The organism is Thermotoga profunda AZM34c06, from assembly GCF_000828675.1.
GTDB lineage: Bacteria > Thermotogota > Thermotogae > Thermotogales > DSM-5069 > Pseudothermotoga_B > Pseudothermotoga_B profunda.
The window spans coordinates 2,035,562-2,052,289 of record NZ_AP014510.1 but is presented as its reverse complement, the minus strand read 5'-3'; the positions used below and the strand labels follow the sequence as shown (position 1 = coordinate 2,052,289).

The window sequence follows — 16,728 nt, the reverse complement described above, 5'->3', positions numbered from 1 at the left end:
AGGGAGGTCAGATTGTGCAGGAAAAATTACAAAAGATTTTGCATTATCTGAGTTCAAAAGGTGTAAGGTATGCAGATGCAAGGTATGAGGAACATCTTCAGCAGGAAATTTCCGTTGAGGATGGTACTCTCAAAACATTGACAAATAACTTCAACTCAGGCACAGGGATCAGGGTTTTAACTGAAAATGGTTGGGGATTTGCTGCGACCGATGAGCGTGGGGAATCTGCTCTTGAAAAGATTGCGGATCGCGCACTTGAAATCGCTCAGGCTTCAAACAAGAGGGCAAAAAAACAGGTAAAACTGGCACCAGAACCAATACATCAAGATAGCTTTAAGTCGCCGTATCAAAAAGATCCATTTGAAATCTCAGAGAGAGAAAAGATAGAAATCTTGAAAGATGCTACGTTGAAGGCAAAAAAAGTTGAAGGAGTCGCTCGATCGACTGGTTCAATGCTTTTTAGAAAGATTAACAAAGTGTTTGTCAGTACCGATGGTTCTGTGATCGAACAGCAGATTGTTGTCTCTGGAGCTGGTATCACAGCTCAGGCAGTCGGAGAAGGTGGATTTCAAACGAGATCTTACCCATCGAGTTTTGGAGGAGATCATTCAACAAAAGGTTGGGAATTCATAGAACAAATGAACTTAATTGAACATGCACCAAAGATTGCGCAGGAAGTTGTAGAGCTTGTGAAGGCACCAGAGATCGAGCCGGGAGAATACGACATAATCATCAGTGGAAATCAGCTTGCGTTGCAAGTTCATGAATCTTGTGGTCATCCAATAGAGCTTGACAGGGTGATGGGATCTGAGTTGAGTTTCGCAGGTGGAAGTTTTCTGAGCTTGGACAAACTCAACAATCTCAAGTACGGTAGTGAGCATGTTACTATCACAGCAGATGCCACAATTCCTGGAGGACTTGGAAGTTTTGGTTATGATGATGAAGGAGTACAAGCACAGAGGACCTTTATAGTCAAAAATGGTTTGTTTGTTGGTTATTTAATGAACAGACAAACTGCAGCGGAATTGGGTCTGAGATCAAATGGTGCAGCAAGGGCAGACAGTTGGTCTCACCTTCCAATAATAAGGATGACGAATATAAATCTTTTACCTGGTAAGTTCACTTTGGATGAACTGATATCCGGTATAGATTATGGTTTCTTACTCGATACAAACAAGAGTTGGTCAATAGACGATCTGAGATTGAATTTCCAGTTTGCCACAGAGATTGCATATGAAATAAAGAATGGGAAATTAACGGGAAAGGTGTTCAAAAATCCGGTATATTTTGACATAACACCAAAATTCTGGAACAAATGTGATGGCATAGCAAATGAAAATTACTGGCATGTGTGGGGTGTTCCAAACTGTGGTAAAGGTCAACCAATGCAGGTGATGTATGTGGGGCATGGTACAGCTCCAGCAAGATTCAGAGGCATAAAGGTAGGTGTTCGAAAGTGAAAGGTGAAAATTTTTATAGAAATCTCTTTAGATTGATGAATGAACATTTCATGGGTATGAAATTCTTAAGTGTGGTCTCGAATAGTGAAGGCGCGTTGACCAGGTTTGCCAACAGCGAAATCCACCAGAACGTCTTTGAGAAAAAGAGTCTTATTAGCGTCCTGGCTACAAGAGATAACAAAATAGCGGTTGCCACGACAAATGATCTGTCTATAAATGGATTAAAAGAAACCAGGAAAAAACTCGAGCAGATGCTTGAAAATTCAACTCCTTTGGATTACGAATTCAAACTCCCAGATGTTTCTGTCGGATATCCCGTTGAAAATATCTGCGATTCTGTGAAAAATGCGTCAGCCGAAGATAGAGCTCAGATTTTTGATAAGATTCTCAAGGCATCTGGTAAGGATGTTCAGGCTTTTGGTTATGTGAGTGACAATATTTCTGAAAATGCAGTTATATCTTCAAATGGTATGTTTGTATATCAAGCATATTCCAGCGCGAGTTTCAATTTCGTGGCACTGAGTGATTCTGGTAGTGGTTATGTTTCTTCAACAGCAAAGGGTTACAAAGATCTGGATGTTGATAAGAAAATCCATAGAGCTATTGAGTTCGCAAAGAAGTCTAACAATCTATTAGAAATCGATCCAGGTTTGTATACAGTGATATTAGGACCAGAGGCAGTCAGTGAGTTGTTCTTTTACTTTTCTTATGTATGCACTAATGGATATATGCATGAACTGAAGATGAGTCCATCGGTGAGATTTCTTGGGCAAAGGATTGGTCCTGACAATCTCAATGTATACGATGATCCAAATCACCAAATGCAGATACCACTGACATATGATGTTTGCGGAAAAAAACGTGAAAAAACACCGATAATAGAAAATGGTGTCTTCAAAAATATTTTCTATTCACATGGTGCCGCTTTGAGATTCGGTAAAAAGCCAACAGGTCACACAATTTCACTTGAAGATCTTGACTTTGCAATACCAGCCAATCTTGTCATTGAAGGTGGAAATACACCCGTTGATAAAATCATCTCAGAGACCAAAAGTGGTATCTACATTAACAGATTTCATTATATGAACGTCGTAGATCCTTACGAAGCGATGTTCACAGGTATGACACGAGATGGCACTTTTCTGATTGAAAATGGACAACTCACAAGAGCTATCAAGAATATGAGGTTCAATGTGAAATTCTTTGAATTCACCAAAAATATCGAAGCAATTTCAAAAGAAACCGAATCAACCAGTGGTGAATATTTTCCAACGGTAGCTCCGTTTATCAAGGTCAAAAATTTCAATTTCACATCTAAGACTGCTTGAGTAAATTGGGCGACAGAGGTCGCCCAATTTTTATTTTTTGTTTTCCCATTCTCTGAAATAATTTGTTATCGGGAGGCGTCTGTCTTTGCCAAAGGCTCGATGAGTTATCTTCGGCCCCGGAGCGAGCTGGCGGCGTTTATATTCACTGCTATCGACCATCCAAGCGACTTTTCGAACGGTTAATTCATCGTATCCCATTGAAATAATATCTGCCACACTGCGATCTTCTTCAACGTAGGCTTTGAGTATACAGTCCAGAAGGGGATATGGTGGTAATTTATCTTGGTCGGTTTGATTTGGTTTGAGTTCAGCACTTGGCGCTTTTTCAAATACTCTGCGTGGTATAATTTCTCTTCCATATTTTTTGTTGACATATTCGCCTAATTCATAAACAAAGGTCTTGTAGACATCTTTTATAACCGCGAATCCCCCTGCAGTATCGCCGTACAGAGTGCAATAACCAGTACTACTTTCACTCTTGTTTCCCGTTGTGAGTACAAGCCAGCCGAATTTGTTTGAAAGAGCCATCAATATCATTCCACGAATACGCGCTTGCAGATTTTCTTCGGTGATATCAAAGGGAAGGTCTTTGAACACAGGCTTCAAACAACTTAAAAAGCTTTGAAAAACATCATTTATGGGAATGATCAGGTATTTTATTCCAAGATTCTCTGCCAATATTCGCGCATCTTCAAGGCTGTGATCTGAAGAATAAGGACCTGGCATTAGAACGCCCGTTACATGTTCTGATCCAAGTGCGTCCACTGCTATGCAACAGACAAGTGAGCTATCCATACCACCACTGAGTCCAATCACAGCATCTGTCATTTTGTTCTTTCGCAAGTAATCACGTGTTCCAACGACCAAAGCTTGGTAAACTTCAGCCACAGAATCAAGGTGTTTCTCCACACGTTTTTCAATATAAGGTTTTGATCTTGTCCTTTCGCAGGTGATATTCACAATCTGTACTTTCTCAAAAATTTCTTGCCCGAGTGCTTTCTTATCCTGTCTTCGGCGAGGATCGCGCAATCTTGATCTTTCGATATTATTCAAATCGAGATCTGCAACTAAAAAATCTTCTTCAAACTGTTTAGCCCTGGCGATCACTTCACCTTGTTCATTCACGATTAAACTCGCTCCATCAAAGACAAGTTCATCTTGTCCACCAACGAGGTTCACATATGCAACGACGGCAAGGTTGTCGTTTGCACGGACAGAAAGCATTCTTTCTCTCCAAGTCAGTTTGCCAGAATGGTATGGTGAAGAAGATATATTTATAAGAACTTGTGCATCACCTATCAGAGTTTCAAGGCGAGCAGGACCACCAGGATACCAGATGTCTTCACAGATTGTGATACCGACACGAACATCATTTGAGACGACTACCAGTGCTTTATCTCCTCGTTGAAAATAACGAAATTCATCAAAGACTCCGTAATTTGGTAGGTAATTTTTATGATATATGGCAACGATCTTCCCGTCGTTGATTACCGCAGCTGCGTTGTATATATCGCTATCTTCATCGACAAAACCGACAACTGCTATCAATGACTTTGTCACATATTTGGCAAGTTCATTCACTGCTTCTTTATTTTTTGCAACAAAGTGAGGTTTAAAAAGTAAGTCCTCAGGTGGATAACCTGTCAATGACAATTCAGGAAATGCAACTATATCTACACCCATTTGTTTTGCCAGTTCGATTTTCTCGATGATTTTTTTTGTATTACCCTCTATATCACCCACAATAGTGTTGATCTGTGCAAGTGCTATTCTCAAAGTATTCACTCTTTCACCTCCGTCATATGTTCCATGAACCAATCGCAGAAGTCTTTAAGGATTCCGAGTTGATCGAACAAATCAAGAATTGTATAACGATCTCTTATTGTGGTCGAGATGATAATCACATTCTTGATGAAATTTTTATCATATTTTGAAAAAAGTTCTCCAACCCCCATATCAAACAAAGATGCTTCCAAGATGGAATGATACTGCAAGTAAATTGGCTCCAGAATTTTTTGAATACTTTTTATATCTACCTTTTCAATTTTTCTTTTGTGTAAATAGATTTTCTGAAGTTCGCTGGTGACTTTCTCTCCAAAGAAATCTATTAACAATTTTTCTTTGTCTTCGAGTGAAATGTGACTTTTTGCAAAATGAATATCTTGAAAAAACGCTTCGTACGCCTTCATGGTTATGTAGGTCCCCATAGCAACCTGAAGCCCATGGAATAATGGTAATTGTCCTCTATGTTCTTGATACATTTCAATCACATGAGAGATTAAATGTTCTGCTCCTGAAGCCGGTCGTGAATTACCAATGATTGTTATGTTTAAACCAGATATCAGCTGAATCTTCATCAAGTTCAATATGCTCGATCTATCTCTTTGGAGAATCTTTCTTGTGTCCGTCAAGACAACCTTTAAGAGTCCTTTCATGTCATCCCAGACAAAATCGCAGATGTACTCATTTGTGAGAAGATTAGACAAAATCCAATCCAATCTTGCAATGATTTTTGATGAAATATCTCCTATACCAGCTCTGATAAGATCAATTGGAGAATTTACAATCACTTCCGGATCGATAATAATCTTTCTCGGGACCTTTGCTGTCAGAGTTTTTTTCACGCCTCTAACGATCAGTGGAGCCACAGATGAAGTATAACCATCTACCGATGGAGCAGTGGGAAAAGCCGAGAACTCTCTGTCTGTCAAGTAAGCTGTGTATTTTGCTATGTCCGTCAGGCTTCCTGAACCCACCGATACAATTTCTCGGCAATCTTTGTTTTTTAAAAAGCTTCGAATCTTTTGAACGTTTTCCATTGTAGCGGTAACTCTTTGTGGATCTCTCAACTTGATGGTTTTTCCTTCAAGACTCCTGACAAGAGAAATTGTATTTTCATCGGCAAGAAAAAAAGCATCTTCAAAGAACTCGGATAGTCTTTGAGAGACTGAGTCCTCACAAATTATCTCTATATTTGGAACTTCATGTAATTTACCACAACTACACTCGATGGTTTTGCCAAGAAAATCTATCATCTGATCACCTGAAATCATTATACAACCATGATGTAGAAATTTCTTAATTGACGTTTGATTTTGTCAGTGATAATATATAGACATCTAATTATTAGACGTCAAATTAAGGAGTGATAGTATGAACGAAGATTACGTTTTTAAGCGGTTTCTCATTGTACAAAGGTTGCATTTTCACCTTGTTCATGAACAATTGGAAGATCTTGGTATACATCCAGGTCAACCGCCCATGCTCATGATCATAGGAAAAAACGAAGGTATTACGCAAAACCAAATTGCGGAGAAGCTCAATTTAAGACCAGCGACAGTTGCCATCATGTTAAGAAGAATGGAAAAAGCAGGCCTTATAGAAAGGCAACAAGATGCGAACGATAGAAGACTTCAGCGAGTTTTTTTGACGAAAAAAGGTAAGGGCTCCCATAAATTTTTACAAGAGCAAATGCAGGAGATAGAAAAGATAGCTATGCAAGGATTCTCCGAAGATGAAAAAAATCAACTCAAACAATTTTTGGACAGGATGATAGTCAATTTAAAAAAACATCTAAGGGGTGATCGCAGTGTTTAAGGTTTTCAGGTATCTCAAGCCTTATTTTTGGTTGGTAATTATAACTGTTGCGCTCGTGATTGTTGATTCTTATGTGACTTTGTATCTGCCAGATCTCATGTCCCAAATTGTAGACAAAGGGATCACAAAAGGTAATATCGATTATATATGGCAAGTCGGTGGAAAGATGTTACTCGTATCATTAGTTCAGGTATTAGCAATAATCTTGATGAGTTTGACATCAGCTAAGGCTGCTATGGCAGCGGGTAGAGATCTGCGGAATGATCTTTACAGGAAGATTCAAAGTTTTTCACTTGCCGAGATTGATAGATTCAGCACAGCATCTCTGATCACAAGAACGACAAATGACATAACTCAAATACAGCAAGCATTAGTTATGATACAGAGAATGGTCATAAGAGCGCCAATAGTTGCCATTGGCAGTATAATCATGGCAATATCAAAAGATGCAAAACTCACAATGATTTTGCTCATAACTGTACCCATAGCTCTGGTTGCGATGTACTTCATATTCAGTAAAACTATGCCATTGTTTAAGAGTATGCAAAAAAAGATAGACAGATTAAATCTCGTGCTCAGAGAGAGAGTCACAGGTATTAGAGTTATCAGAGCTTTTAACAAAGAAGAATATGAGAAAAACAGATTTGAACAAGCAAATGAAGATTTGACACAAACTGCTTTGAAGGTCAACAGGATAGGAGCCATCATTTTTCCAATAATGATGATCGTAATGAATTTCACAGTTATTGCATTGATCTGGTTTGGTGCTAAACAAATAGATCTTGGAAAACTTCAAGTTGGTTCGATGATGGCAGTTATGCAATATGTGATGCAAATTCTCTTTTCCTTTGTCATGATTTCCATGATCTTTGTGTTTTTACCACGTGCTTCTGTTTCTGCACAGAGAGCTGTTGAAGTATTGCAAACAGAACCAACTGTCAAAGAACCAGAGAACCCTGTTATACCAGAAGGCAAAGGTGTAATTGAGTTTGAAAATGTGACATTTCATTATCCAGGGGCCAAGGAAACAGCCCTGCAGGACATTTCTTTTAAGGCTGAACCTGGGAAAGTGACCGCGATCATTGGTAGCACTGGCTCTGGAAAGACAACGATGTTGAATTTGATTTTGAGATTCTACGATGTTACAGAAGGCAGTGTAAAGATAGATGGTGTTGATGTGCGTCGAATTCCACTGGAAAAATTGCGAAATATGATAGGTTATGCTCCACAAAAGGCGATAATTTTTTCTGGGACTATAGCAGACAATATAAGGTTTGGTAGAAATCAATTGACAAACGAAGATATATTCAATGCCGCCGAAATAGCACAGGTAAATGAATTTGCTCAAAAGATGCCAGATGGTTTAAATACAACTATCGCACAAGGTGGAACTAATCTCTCTGGTGGACAAAAACAAAGAATATCTATAGCTCGTGCAATTGCAGCAAAGCCAAAGATTTATCTTTTTGATGATACCTTTTCTGCTCTTGACTTCAAGACGGATGCACGTGTAAGAACAAGATTATTCAAAGAGACGAAAGATGCCACTGTGATCATAGTTGCCCAGAGGGTTGCAACGATCATGCATGCCGACCAGATCATAGTCCTGAAGGATGGAAAAATAAGAGGAATAGGAACTCATAAAGAACTCATGCAGACAAATGAGGTATACAGAGAAATAGTACTCTCACAGATCTCAGAAGAAGAAGCGGTTGGAGGTGAGCTCAATGGCAGATGAAAAAAGAACTACCCCTCAATTCAGACCAATGCCAGACAGAGGACCAAGACCAGGCGGACCGATGTTCGCAAGACCAGCAGAAAAGGCAAAGGATTTCAAAGGAACTTTGAGAAGATTGATCACCTATCTAAAGCCATACTTTGTTCCGATAGTTATTGTTTTGGCTATAACTATTACGGCAACTGTTCTGACGATAATAGCTCCAAAGATATTGGGTAAGGCGACTACAGAGATCTTTCGTGGAATTATGGCAAAGATGCTTCGTTTGCCAAATGCAGGTATAAATTTCTCTTACGTTGCAAGGATCTTGATTCAGGTTAGTATTTTGTACATTATCAGTGCATTGCTCAATTATATTCAACAATATGTAATGGCAGGTGTTTCACAAAAGATTGTCATGAAGATGAGAAAAGATATATCTGAAAAACTATCCAGATTACCATTGAAATTCTACGACTCAAAGACTCATGGAGAGATTCTCAGCCGCGTGATAAACGATGTTGATCTCATAAGTAATACCTTGCAGCAGAGTTTAGTTCAGTTTGTATCAGGTATCATCTCGATCGTTGGTGTTTTGATCATGATGTTAACGATAAGCCCACTTTTAACTGGTGTGACCGCACTCACTCTGCCATTGAGTATAGCTGCAACAGCTTTCATCGCAAAATATTCCCAGAGGTATTTCATCAGACAGCAAAAACGCCTTGGTGAAATCAGTGGACATACCGAAGAGACCTACGGAGGGCATGTAGTTGTCAAGGCTTATCTTAGAGAAAAAGATTCGATCGAAAAATTTGAAGACATCAACAAGCAATTGTATGACGCAAGTTATAAGGCACAGTTTTTGTCTGGTATGATCATGCCATTGATGAGATTCATAGGTAACCTTGGATATGTAATAGTCTCTGTGGTTGGTGGAATCCTTGTCACAAAAAGAGCCATAACGATAGGTGATGTCCAGGCATTTATCCAATATTCACAGCAATTCACACAACCCATCGTGCAGATATCAAATATAGCCAATCTTATTCAATCTACCATTGCCGCTGCCGAGAGAGTTTTTGAGGTATTAGACGAGCCAGAAGAAAGACCCGAGAAACCAGAAGCAGTTAAATTGGAAAGAGTAAAAGGAGAAATCAATTTTGAAAAAGTCTATTTCAGTTATGTTCCAGAAAAACCTTTGATAGAAGATTTAAACATAGAAGTCAAAAGTGGGCAGAGAATAGCGATCGTCGGTCCAACGGGTGCCGGAAAGACTACACTGGTGAATCTATTGATGAGATTCTACGAGATACAAAACGGTAGTATAAAACTCGATGGAATAGATATAAGAGATATTCACAAGAATAATTTGAGAAAATCTTTTGGAATGGTACTTCAAGACACTTGGTTGTTCAATGGCACGATAAGAGAAAATATCGCCTATGGAAAAGAAAATGCCACAGAAGACGAAATAATAAAGGCAGCAAAGATGGCACAAGCACATCATTTCATAATGGCTTTACCTGATGGGTATGAGACGATGATAAATGAGGAGGCAACCAATATATCTTACGGCGAAAAGCAACTGATAACAATAGCAAGGGCATTTTTATCAGATCCCGATATCCTTATCTTGGACGAAGCAACCAGTAATGTAGACACCCTAACAGAGATTTACATTCAAAAAGCGATGGACGATCTCATGAAAGGTCGAACGAGCTTCATCATAGCACATAGACTTTCAACGATAAGGAATGCCGATTTGATTCTGGTAATGAATGAAGGTAAAATCATAGAGAAAGGCACGCACAAAGAATTGCTCGAGAAAAACGGATTCTATGCACAATTGTACAAGAGCCAATTCTTAGGAGCATTGGTCGATGCGTGAGATCCGGGTTTGTAAAGGTGCTTTTATTTGTGAGGAGATCGAATATGATGGTTGTCTTAGCCTGTCTTCTGATATTCGTGACTTTTCTTATGTTTGAAGCAATATACGCTCATTTAAAGCGAAATTCAATAAGATTAAGAATCGCCGTGACGGGTGTACGTGGTAAATCAAGTGTCACAAGGCTTATAACATTTGCTCTTAGACAAAATGGAATGAAGGTTTTGGGGAAAGTTACTGGATCAAAACCTGTACTTATTTATCCTGATGGCGAAGAAAAAATCATCGAAAGAAAAAGAAAACCTTTAGTTACTGAGCAAATCAGAGTGTTCTTGAAGACTGCAAATCGTTTAGCTGTTGAGGGTTTTGTCTGTGAAACGATGAGTGTGAATCCAGAGATTCTTCGGTGTGAGATACAAAATATTTTGAAACCACATATTGTAGTTATAGCCCGCATTACAGTTGATCATGTAGAAGAACTTGGTAATAGTATTAAAGAAGTTAGGAAAAACATTGTTTCAGCATGTAATTATGGTTCAACAGTGATAACCACGAAGGGAAATCTCGATAGATCATCATTAGAAATACTGAGAAAGAAGGAATGTACCGTAATTGAAATTGAACCACATGAACAAATAATCAAGCCAGGTGATTATCTTGAGTTTGACGAGAACCTCATATTAGCTTCTGCTGTTTGTGAATTTATAGGATTACAGAAGGAAAAGATCACAAAGATTTTTACAGATGTACCAGGTGATATAGGAGCACTTAGATGTTGGAGAATTAATAATGGTGTAATCGCTATAAATGGTTTTGCTGCAAATGATCCTGATTCTACCATCAAGGTTTTTGAAAAAGCAAAGCAATTTTTAATACAAAATGGATTGGTAGATCCAAAATTCGTTGGTGTTTTGAATCTTAGACCTGATAGAGTCGATAGAACAGCACAGTGGCTAAGGCAGCTTAAAACATGGTTCCCCTTTGAGAGGCTTTACGTGACAGGACCGGACAATGTATTATTTGTAAGAAGGCTTGGAAACTCAAAGTGCCTGCCTATGAAAATAGAAAGTGTCTTGACCGAAATCAACAAACTTGAATCAGGAACAATTGTTTTTGGATTTGGCAATATTGCAGATACGGGATTGAAGCTAATTGATCAATGGCAGGAGAGTGAAAGATGTTTGAAATCGCAGCTATAGGTATTCTCATTTCAACTTTTTTTGTGGAATTAACAGGTCTTTATCCTGGTGGAATTATTGTGCCGGTCTGGCTCTCTTTTTACGTAGATCAGCCATATAGAATACTGTGTACAACATTGATTTCATTTGCTTGCCTTTTAGTTTACAAAGTACTACGTAGGCATTTATTTTTGTACACAAGAAGGCGTTTCATATTGATGATACTTTTGTCTACCTTCTTTACATTGCTTTTTAGAAAATTTGTTCCTTTAGCTGGTCTACAACCGATTGAACTACAAACTATTGGTTGGGTTATACCAGGATTGTTAGCAAATACTATGGAACGTCAAGGCATTTTCATAACTCTCATTTCTGTGTGTGCGGTCTCTGTAACTATAAGATTGGTGGTCATGCTGGTATTATGAAAAAGGTTCTTATTTGGTTCATTACTGCTGTGATATTATACTTGCTCTGGTTGTTCATACCTTTTGATTTATATTCTCATTTTGATGAACTTTACAGAGCATCATTGATCATGGAGGAAGCAATAGATGCAATAAGTCAAAGAAGATCAAACCAGATTGATCCTTTGATTGATCCGAACAGGACAGGTTTGATAGGTGAAGAACTTACAGAACTTACAACGACAGCAGGTGACCTTGAATCAAAGAGGACTACGACAAATCCCGATATGGCTGTTTTGATCTCTTATTTGTTGATCAAAATCGGTGTTAAAAAAGGAGATTGCGTAGCAGTTGGTGCATCTGGTTCTTTTCCCGGTCTTATAGTTGCTACACTGAGTGCATGCAAAGCAATAGGAGCCAGACCATTGGTGATCTGCTCAATAGGAGCATCACAATGGGGAGCAAATCAAATTGATTTTACCGTTCTTGATCTTTTCAATTGGCTGGTGGAAATTGGATTCGAAAGGCCACTGTTATTCTCCTACGGTGGTTCGGACAACAAAGGAAGTGAATTTTCCGAGGAAATTCGGGATAAATTGAAACGCAAAGCAAGTGAATACGATTTTGTATTTCGCGAAGGAGAATCTTTCGAGCACGATCTTTGGTGGTTTTACCAAGTCTACATAAGCAATTGCGATGAACGGATAGCTGCATTTGTGAATATCGGTGGAAGTTTGATCAATCTCGGTAGATCCGCCACTGCGGCAATGCAAGTTGGTTTGATAACTGATAAGGGAACTCTGGACAATGAATCAATGATAGGATTGATGATTAACAATAATGTACCTGTTTTGAGTTTGCTCAATATGAAAAAATTGACCACAAAATATGGTTTGTTATGGGATCCTATACCTTTGCCAAAGGCTTCAGAAAAAAGATGCAAAAACCTGATAAAGCAATTTGTCAAAGCGCGCTAAGTCAAAATGAGGCTCCTGAAGGGTCGGTCAGTACTATTGAATTTTCGTGGTTATATGTGTTGAAGGTGTCAATGATCATCAAAATTGTTTTCAAATGTCTCTTTATTCTTAAGTTAAGAGGAAGACCTTTCTCATCGTATGGAACGTTGAGTCTACCTGCTTTCGCCGCCTTCAAATAATACTCATCGAATCCTGTTATAACCAGTCTTTCGTTGGTTTTTCCCCTGAGTCTTCCCTGTGATGGGTTAGCAACTTCGAGCAAAAAGGCAAGTGTCTCTGAATTATCTCCCCATTCTCTATGGGATAACCCGTGAAATTCTCTGGGAGATCTTTCGACACTTATATCAATTCCATCCATCTCAAGCATCATGGCAGCTTCTACAGCGATATCGAGTGCACGATCGTGAGCTACTATTGCATTTACTGTAGTATATTCAGGTGCTGCTTCGTGCAGATCAATTGATATTTGAGGTTTTTCTATACGTATAACTTGCATAATTGCGTATGCTATTTTTTCGGTCATTGTTCCTCTTGGATTTCCAGGATATGCCCTATTTAGATTGCGGCGTTCAGAACCACTGAGAATCTGCCCACCAGTTGTTTTGTATAATCTTGGATCTGGCCATTGATGAATTGGATTTGTTAATCTCGAACCTATAGTTATTATCATTTCTTTATTATTCCATGAGAAGTGTATCTTTCCAGGTGTGGCTTCCAGAGGTTGTGTGTGTGAAAAAGCACTGATATTTGCTCTTGGTATGACTATGACTTTTCCTTTCTCTACGTAAAAATTCTCTACAATAATCCTGGCTGTGCAGTAACCTGCAGGTTCATTCGGATGAGTCCCGCCAACGATTAAAACACAACCACCTGATTCCTTACCCTCAAGTACGTAGATATCTGTATCACCAGGTGTTCCACGAAGTTCAGGAAAGTAATCGCTCAATTTCTTTACCTGCGTAACACCTGGTCCAGGACTTATGGTCTCAAGGTCGTCATGAGACTTGAAAGGACCAAGAGAGCCAAGCACCATGAATACAGTAATTGCACAAAACAGAACAATCTTTGTAATTCTCATCTAACTACCTCTCACTTGATCAAGAATATTCTCAATGCCCAGGGTGTCAAGACCATTGCGGCCATTAACCAATTCCAGTTGTCTGGTTTTTTCAAAACCAATTTCACCAAAATCATTGAAAAATAAATAAGTATTGCTATGTAGATATAGGTAATCAAGGCATCACTTCCTCCTTTTGAATATCACATCGTCAAAAATGCAAGCGACAAATATTGCACCAACAATTCCCAAAAACCACCATGGATTACTGAGCACTTTAACAAGTTTGAAAGAATACATTGTTACTATGACAGACACCACACCAATTACTATAATAAATGGAATTGATTTTTTAAGGATCTGGACATAGGAATCTAAACCCACGATCTGAGCACTCACAGTACTTGCCAATGCCGTCGGAGGTAACATGTCACCGAGTCCTGCAAGCAAGGATATCGCAGAGGTTATCAAAATGTCATTACCTCCACGAAATGCCAGAAGAAATGGTATTCCAAGTACAGAAGCAGCACCATAGGATGAAACTGCACCAAACATTGGTACCCCAAGTCCTAATGTCAAGAACAATATGCTATAAGGGAAGAAAAGCATACTTGCGACTATTAATCCTCTAACACCACTGAGGGTCATTACTTGAATCAACATGCCAACACCAACAAGTATTGCCAAGATCGGTAGAGATTGTTCCATAGCATTCAACGAAACTTCAACAAAACTGGATTTTCTTTTTCCACATAAAATAGCTATGATTGCACTCACAAAGAAAATCAATACAAGACCTAACTGAAAAATTTCGAAACTGTCCAAGATCAAAAGAGCTACAAGAACCATTAAAGGAAGATATAGAATGACATCTTTAGTTTTGAATTGCATATTCTCTTTGATTTTTGGTTTTTGGATGTCTTTTCCTGCGATCGTAAGAGACACCAAAAGTGCCGTTGGAACTGTGAGCCAAAGTAGGGGATAGGTGAATCCAACATAAGGCATGTCTACTCCTTCACAAATCACCATAGCTTGGATATTCACCGGTGGTGCGATCATACCAAGTACTGACGATATTGCTATGATAGTTCCTGATTTTTTATTGTTTAAACCTATGGATTTGAGGATTGGGAAGGCCACAGCACCGGTAGTAAGTATACAAGCCGATGATGAACCCGTTATCATTCCTCCACTCATGGCAAGAAGTGTAGTGAACAGTAAGAGCAACTTTGGCTTTGAAGAGAATTTTTTTGTCAAAATATTCGCAAAATGACTTAGCAATCCTGACCTTTCTATTGCGACAACGAATATCATGGCTGATAGTACTGTTATTACGGCATCAAAATAGCCAAAGGCACCTTCTATTAAAACATGAATGTCAAATTTTTTCTCACTCAACAGTAGTACTATCGTTGAAATCAGTAAAAAAGAAACTCCCTTTGGAAATTTCAAAAATGTCAGGATCAAGAAGGCAGTTATAATAATCAAAAAGAGTACAATTTCCAATGTTGAGCCCTCTCCTTTATTCAGTTATAGATCATGAAAAAATTGTTTTCAAATGTATCTCGCTCAGGGAGTCCTTCAAAGATGATACTACGTCCTATAAAGTCGTCCAAGTATTCACATAACATCAGAAAAGTCCTAAAGTGCGTATATACTCTTTTCCAGAGTGGGAATTCAGGGTGGTCCAAAGTATAAGCAGATTTTGCATTTGTGTCCTGAGAAGGATTGGGCGTTTCTATTAAGAAGGCAAGTGCATCTGTATGATCTCCAAATTCCCTGTGGCTCAGTCCTCTGAATTCCTCACTTGATTGCTCAAGTTTTATCTGAAAACCTTCGAATTCAAGATCTAATACAACCATGGCACCCATATCCAGGTTCTTTGGGTTACATATCAACATGTTTGCAAGCCTTGAAGAAGTTCCAGCTTCATGAAGATCGACAACCATGTCTATTTTTTCCTTTCGAACAAGCTCGAATAGAGCAAAACTGATCTGTTCTGTTAAGGTTCCATCGGCTCTGCCTGGATGAACTCTGTCCAGATTTCGTGCTTCATATCCAGGGAATTCCAATCCAGAAAGGTGAGTGTAAGTAGCTGGATCAGTCTCTTGATGAAATGGATTTGTTCTTCTTGAGCCAACAACAACGTTTCTTGGGCCACTGAGTGTTACAAAGTTTATGTAAGCAGGAGAGGTCATAGTTTCTTCTGGTTTATCATATGAAACACTTCCCCAGGTGGCTGCGCTGTTGTTTGCCCAAGGCACAACAAACAGTCTGCCTTTTTTTACCAGAGATTTTTCGATGAAAACTAAGGAAGTGAATATTCCAGCGATTTCATTTGTGTGTGTACCTGAAAGCAACAGTACATTCGCACCAGGTTCCTCACCTTCAAGAATATAAATTCTTGTATCGCCCCAAGTACCTCTCAAAGAAGGATGATAGTCACTCAACCACTTTATTTGGGTTACACCATAGCCTGGTCTCACATCATGGAAAAGAGGTGCTGCGATGCAGAGCATCGCAACACTTACTAAGAGAACAACAGTCAGATTTGTTTTTAGCACGATCACTCACCAGCCTTGAAATATTGCTCCAAGATACTTTGGACAGCACTTGTTGTTTCGACAACGATTAATTTCTTTTGCTGTTTTTCGCAAAGATTTGTGAAGAAGTTGTCTTCGTTTCCGGCTTTTGTGACAATCACAAGATCGGCAAACGGTATAACAAGTTCACTCAATTGGTCGCTTGTTTTTCCACGTCTTGATTGACCTTCAATATGAGCTACTATAACCTTTAAGCCGATTTCTTTGGCTTTGTTCAAAAGTTCTGTCACTCTTTGAATTTCTTGCTCTATATCTATTCCCGCCGCACCAAGTCCTTTAGAACTTGCTCCAACAACTATGATGAGTGATTTAAAATTACCAGTCAATGCCTCTGGCTTAGCAAGTGCATCGAAATTGAATTGGAGTTTAGCTCTGGTTGCCAAGACCTTCATCATTGTGACACCTGCGCTCTGACCAGCAGAAGTTATAAGTACTGGTTGTTGGAAGACCAATTCTTGAGCAAAGGTAATGGATAAGGTCAGCAAAATTAACAATGCCAAAAGATATTTTCTCACGATT

Annotated in this window: 15 protein-coding genes; 8 read left to right on the top strand and 7 right to left on the bottom strand. The window is 38.9% G+C overall.

Features of this window, described 5'->3' with window-relative positions; all coding sequences use genetic code 11:
- Positions 1-14 precede the first annotated feature (14 nt).
- Together TSP02S_RS09975 and TSP02S_RS09970 are read left to right on the top strand one after the other, a co-directional pair.
- On the top strand, positions 15-1,460 hold the full coding sequence (locus TSP02S_RS09975) for a TldD/PmbA family protein (protein ID WP_041083737.1): 1,446 nt from the start codon (positions 15-17) through the stop codon (positions 1,458-1,460).
- Positions 1,457-2,788, top strand: coding sequence for a TldD/PmbA family protein (locus TSP02S_RS09970; protein WP_041083735.1), 1,332 nt, complete (start codon positions 1,457-1,459; stop codon positions 2,786-2,788). Before TSP02S_RS09975 ends, TSP02S_RS09970 begins: the two co-directional genes overlap by 4 nt.
- Positions 2,789-2,818: 30 nt before the next feature.
- Here the strand turns inward: TSP02S_RS09970 and TSP02S_RS09965 are convergent, their stop codons facing one another.
- Positions 2,819-4,573 (bottom strand): NAD+ synthase, encoded by a 1,755-nt coding sequence (locus TSP02S_RS09965; protein WP_041083733.1) that lies wholly within the window; start codon positions 4,571-4,573, stop codon positions 2,819-2,821.
- Positions 4,570-5,823, bottom strand: a complete 1,254-nt coding sequence (locus TSP02S_RS09960) for an iron-containing alcohol dehydrogenase (RefSeq protein ID WP_041084417.1) — start codon at positions 5,821-5,823, stop codon at positions 4,570-4,572. The genes TSP02S_RS09965 and TSP02S_RS09960 overlap by 4 nt, the downstream gene beginning before the upstream one ends.
- 118 nt (positions 5,824-5,941) lie before the next feature.
- Here TSP02S_RS09960 and TSP02S_RS09955 point away from each other — a divergent pair, with 118 nt between their 5' ends.
- The 6 genes from TSP02S_RS09955 to pgsW are packed head-to-tail and all read left to right on the top strand — an operon-like array spanning position 5,942 to position 12,549.
- Positions 5,942-6,385: a MarR family winged helix-turn-helix transcriptional regulator gene (locus TSP02S_RS09955; RefSeq protein WP_041083731.1), complete on the top strand. Its 444-nt coding sequence runs from the start codon at positions 5,942-5,944 to the stop codon at positions 6,383-6,385.
- Positions 6,378-8,123, top strand: a complete 1,746-nt coding sequence (locus tag TSP02S_RS09950) for an ABC transporter ATP-binding protein (protein WP_041083730.1) — start codon at positions 6,378-6,380, stop codon at positions 8,121-8,123. Before TSP02S_RS09955 ends, TSP02S_RS09950 begins: the two co-directional genes overlap by 8 nt.
- On the top strand, positions 8,113-9,993 hold the full coding sequence (locus TSP02S_RS09945) for an ABC transporter ATP-binding protein (RefSeq protein WP_052465437.1): 1,881 nt from the start codon (positions 8,113-8,115) through the stop codon (positions 9,991-9,993). Before TSP02S_RS09950 ends, TSP02S_RS09945 begins: the two co-directional genes overlap by 11 nt.
- Positions 9,994-10,037: 44 nt before the next feature.
- Entirely contained in the window at positions 10,038-11,189 is a 1,152-nt protein-coding gene (gene pgsB / locus TSP02S_RS09940) for a poly-gamma-glutamate synthase PgsB (protein WP_041083728.1), read from the top strand.
- On the top strand, positions 11,168-11,593 hold the full coding sequence (pgsC, locus tag TSP02S_RS09935; RefSeq protein ID WP_041083726.1) for a poly-gamma-glutamate biosynthesis protein PgsC: 426 nt from the start codon (positions 11,168-11,170) through the stop codon (positions 11,591-11,593). The genes pgsB and pgsC overlap by 22 nt, the downstream gene beginning before the upstream one ends.
- Entirely contained in the window at positions 11,590-12,549 is a 960-nt protein-coding gene (gene pgsW, locus TSP02S_RS09930; protein ID WP_041083724.1) for a poly-gamma-glutamate system protein, read from the top strand. Before pgsC ends, pgsW begins: the two co-directional genes overlap by 4 nt.
- A gap of 1 nt (position 12,550) precedes the next feature.
- Here the strand turns inward: pgsW and TSP02S_RS09925 are convergent, their stop codons facing one another.
- The 5 genes from TSP02S_RS09925 to TSP02S_RS09910 are packed head-to-tail and all read right to left on the bottom strand — an operon-like array spanning position 12,551 to position 16,724.
- Positions 12,551-13,627 (bottom strand): succinylglutamate desuccinylase/aspartoacylase family protein, encoded by a 1,077-nt coding sequence (locus tag TSP02S_RS09925; protein ID WP_041083722.1) that lies wholly within the window; start codon positions 13,625-13,627, stop codon positions 12,551-12,553.
- Positions 13,628-13,638: 11 nt separating this feature from the next.
- Positions 13,639-13,785: a hypothetical protein gene (locus TSP02S_RS11055; protein ID WP_171816288.1), complete on the bottom strand. Its 147-nt coding sequence runs from the start codon at positions 13,783-13,785 to the stop codon at positions 13,639-13,641.
- Positions 13,786-13,789: 4 nt separating this feature from the next.
- Entirely contained in the window at positions 13,790-15,112 is a 1,323-nt protein-coding gene (locus tag TSP02S_RS09920; protein ID WP_052465436.1) for a TRAP transporter large permease subunit, read from the bottom strand.
- Between the two features lie 20 nt (positions 15,113-15,132).
- Positions 15,133-16,176, bottom strand: coding sequence for a M14 family metallopeptidase (locus TSP02S_RS09915; protein ID WP_232503708.1), 1,044 nt, complete (start codon positions 16,174-16,176; stop codon positions 15,133-15,135).
- The gene (locus TSP02S_RS09910; protein ID WP_041083720.1) at positions 16,173-16,724 is read right to left on the bottom strand and encodes a DUF6305 family protein; all 552 of its coding nucleotides are present in this window, start codon (positions 16,722-16,724) and stop codon (positions 16,173-16,175) included. The genes TSP02S_RS09915 and TSP02S_RS09910 overlap by 4 nt, the downstream gene beginning before the upstream one ends.
- Positions 16,725-16,728: the final 4 nt, after the last annotated feature.

Coding starts and splice junctions, on each gene's coding strand:
- TSP02S_RS09960 (WP_041084417.1), bottom strand. CDS start 5,823: ATGATAGATTTTCTTGGCAAAACCATCGAGTGTAGTTGTGGTAAATTA.
- TSP02S_RS09955 (WP_041083731.1), top strand. CDS start 5,942: ATGAACGAAGATTACGTTTTTAAGCGGTTTCTCATTGTACAAAGGTTG.
- TSP02S_RS09945 (WP_052465437.1), top strand. CDS start 8,113: ATGGCAGATGAAAAAAGAACTACCCCTCAATTCAGACCAATGCCAGAC.
- pgsB (WP_041083728.1), top strand. CDS start 10,038: ATGATGGTTGTCTTAGCCTGTCTTCTGATATTCGTGACTTTTCTTATG.
- pgsC (WP_041083726.1), top strand. CDS start 11,168: ATGTTTGAAATCGCAGCTATAGGTATTCTCATTTCAACTTTTTTTGTG.
- pgsW (WP_041083724.1), top strand. CDS start 11,590: ATGAAAAAGGTTCTTATTTGGTTCATTACTGCTGTGATATTATACTTG.
- TSP02S_RS09925 (WP_041083722.1), bottom strand. CDS start 13,627: ATGAGAATTACAAAGATTGTTCTGTTTTGTGCAATTACTGTATTCATG.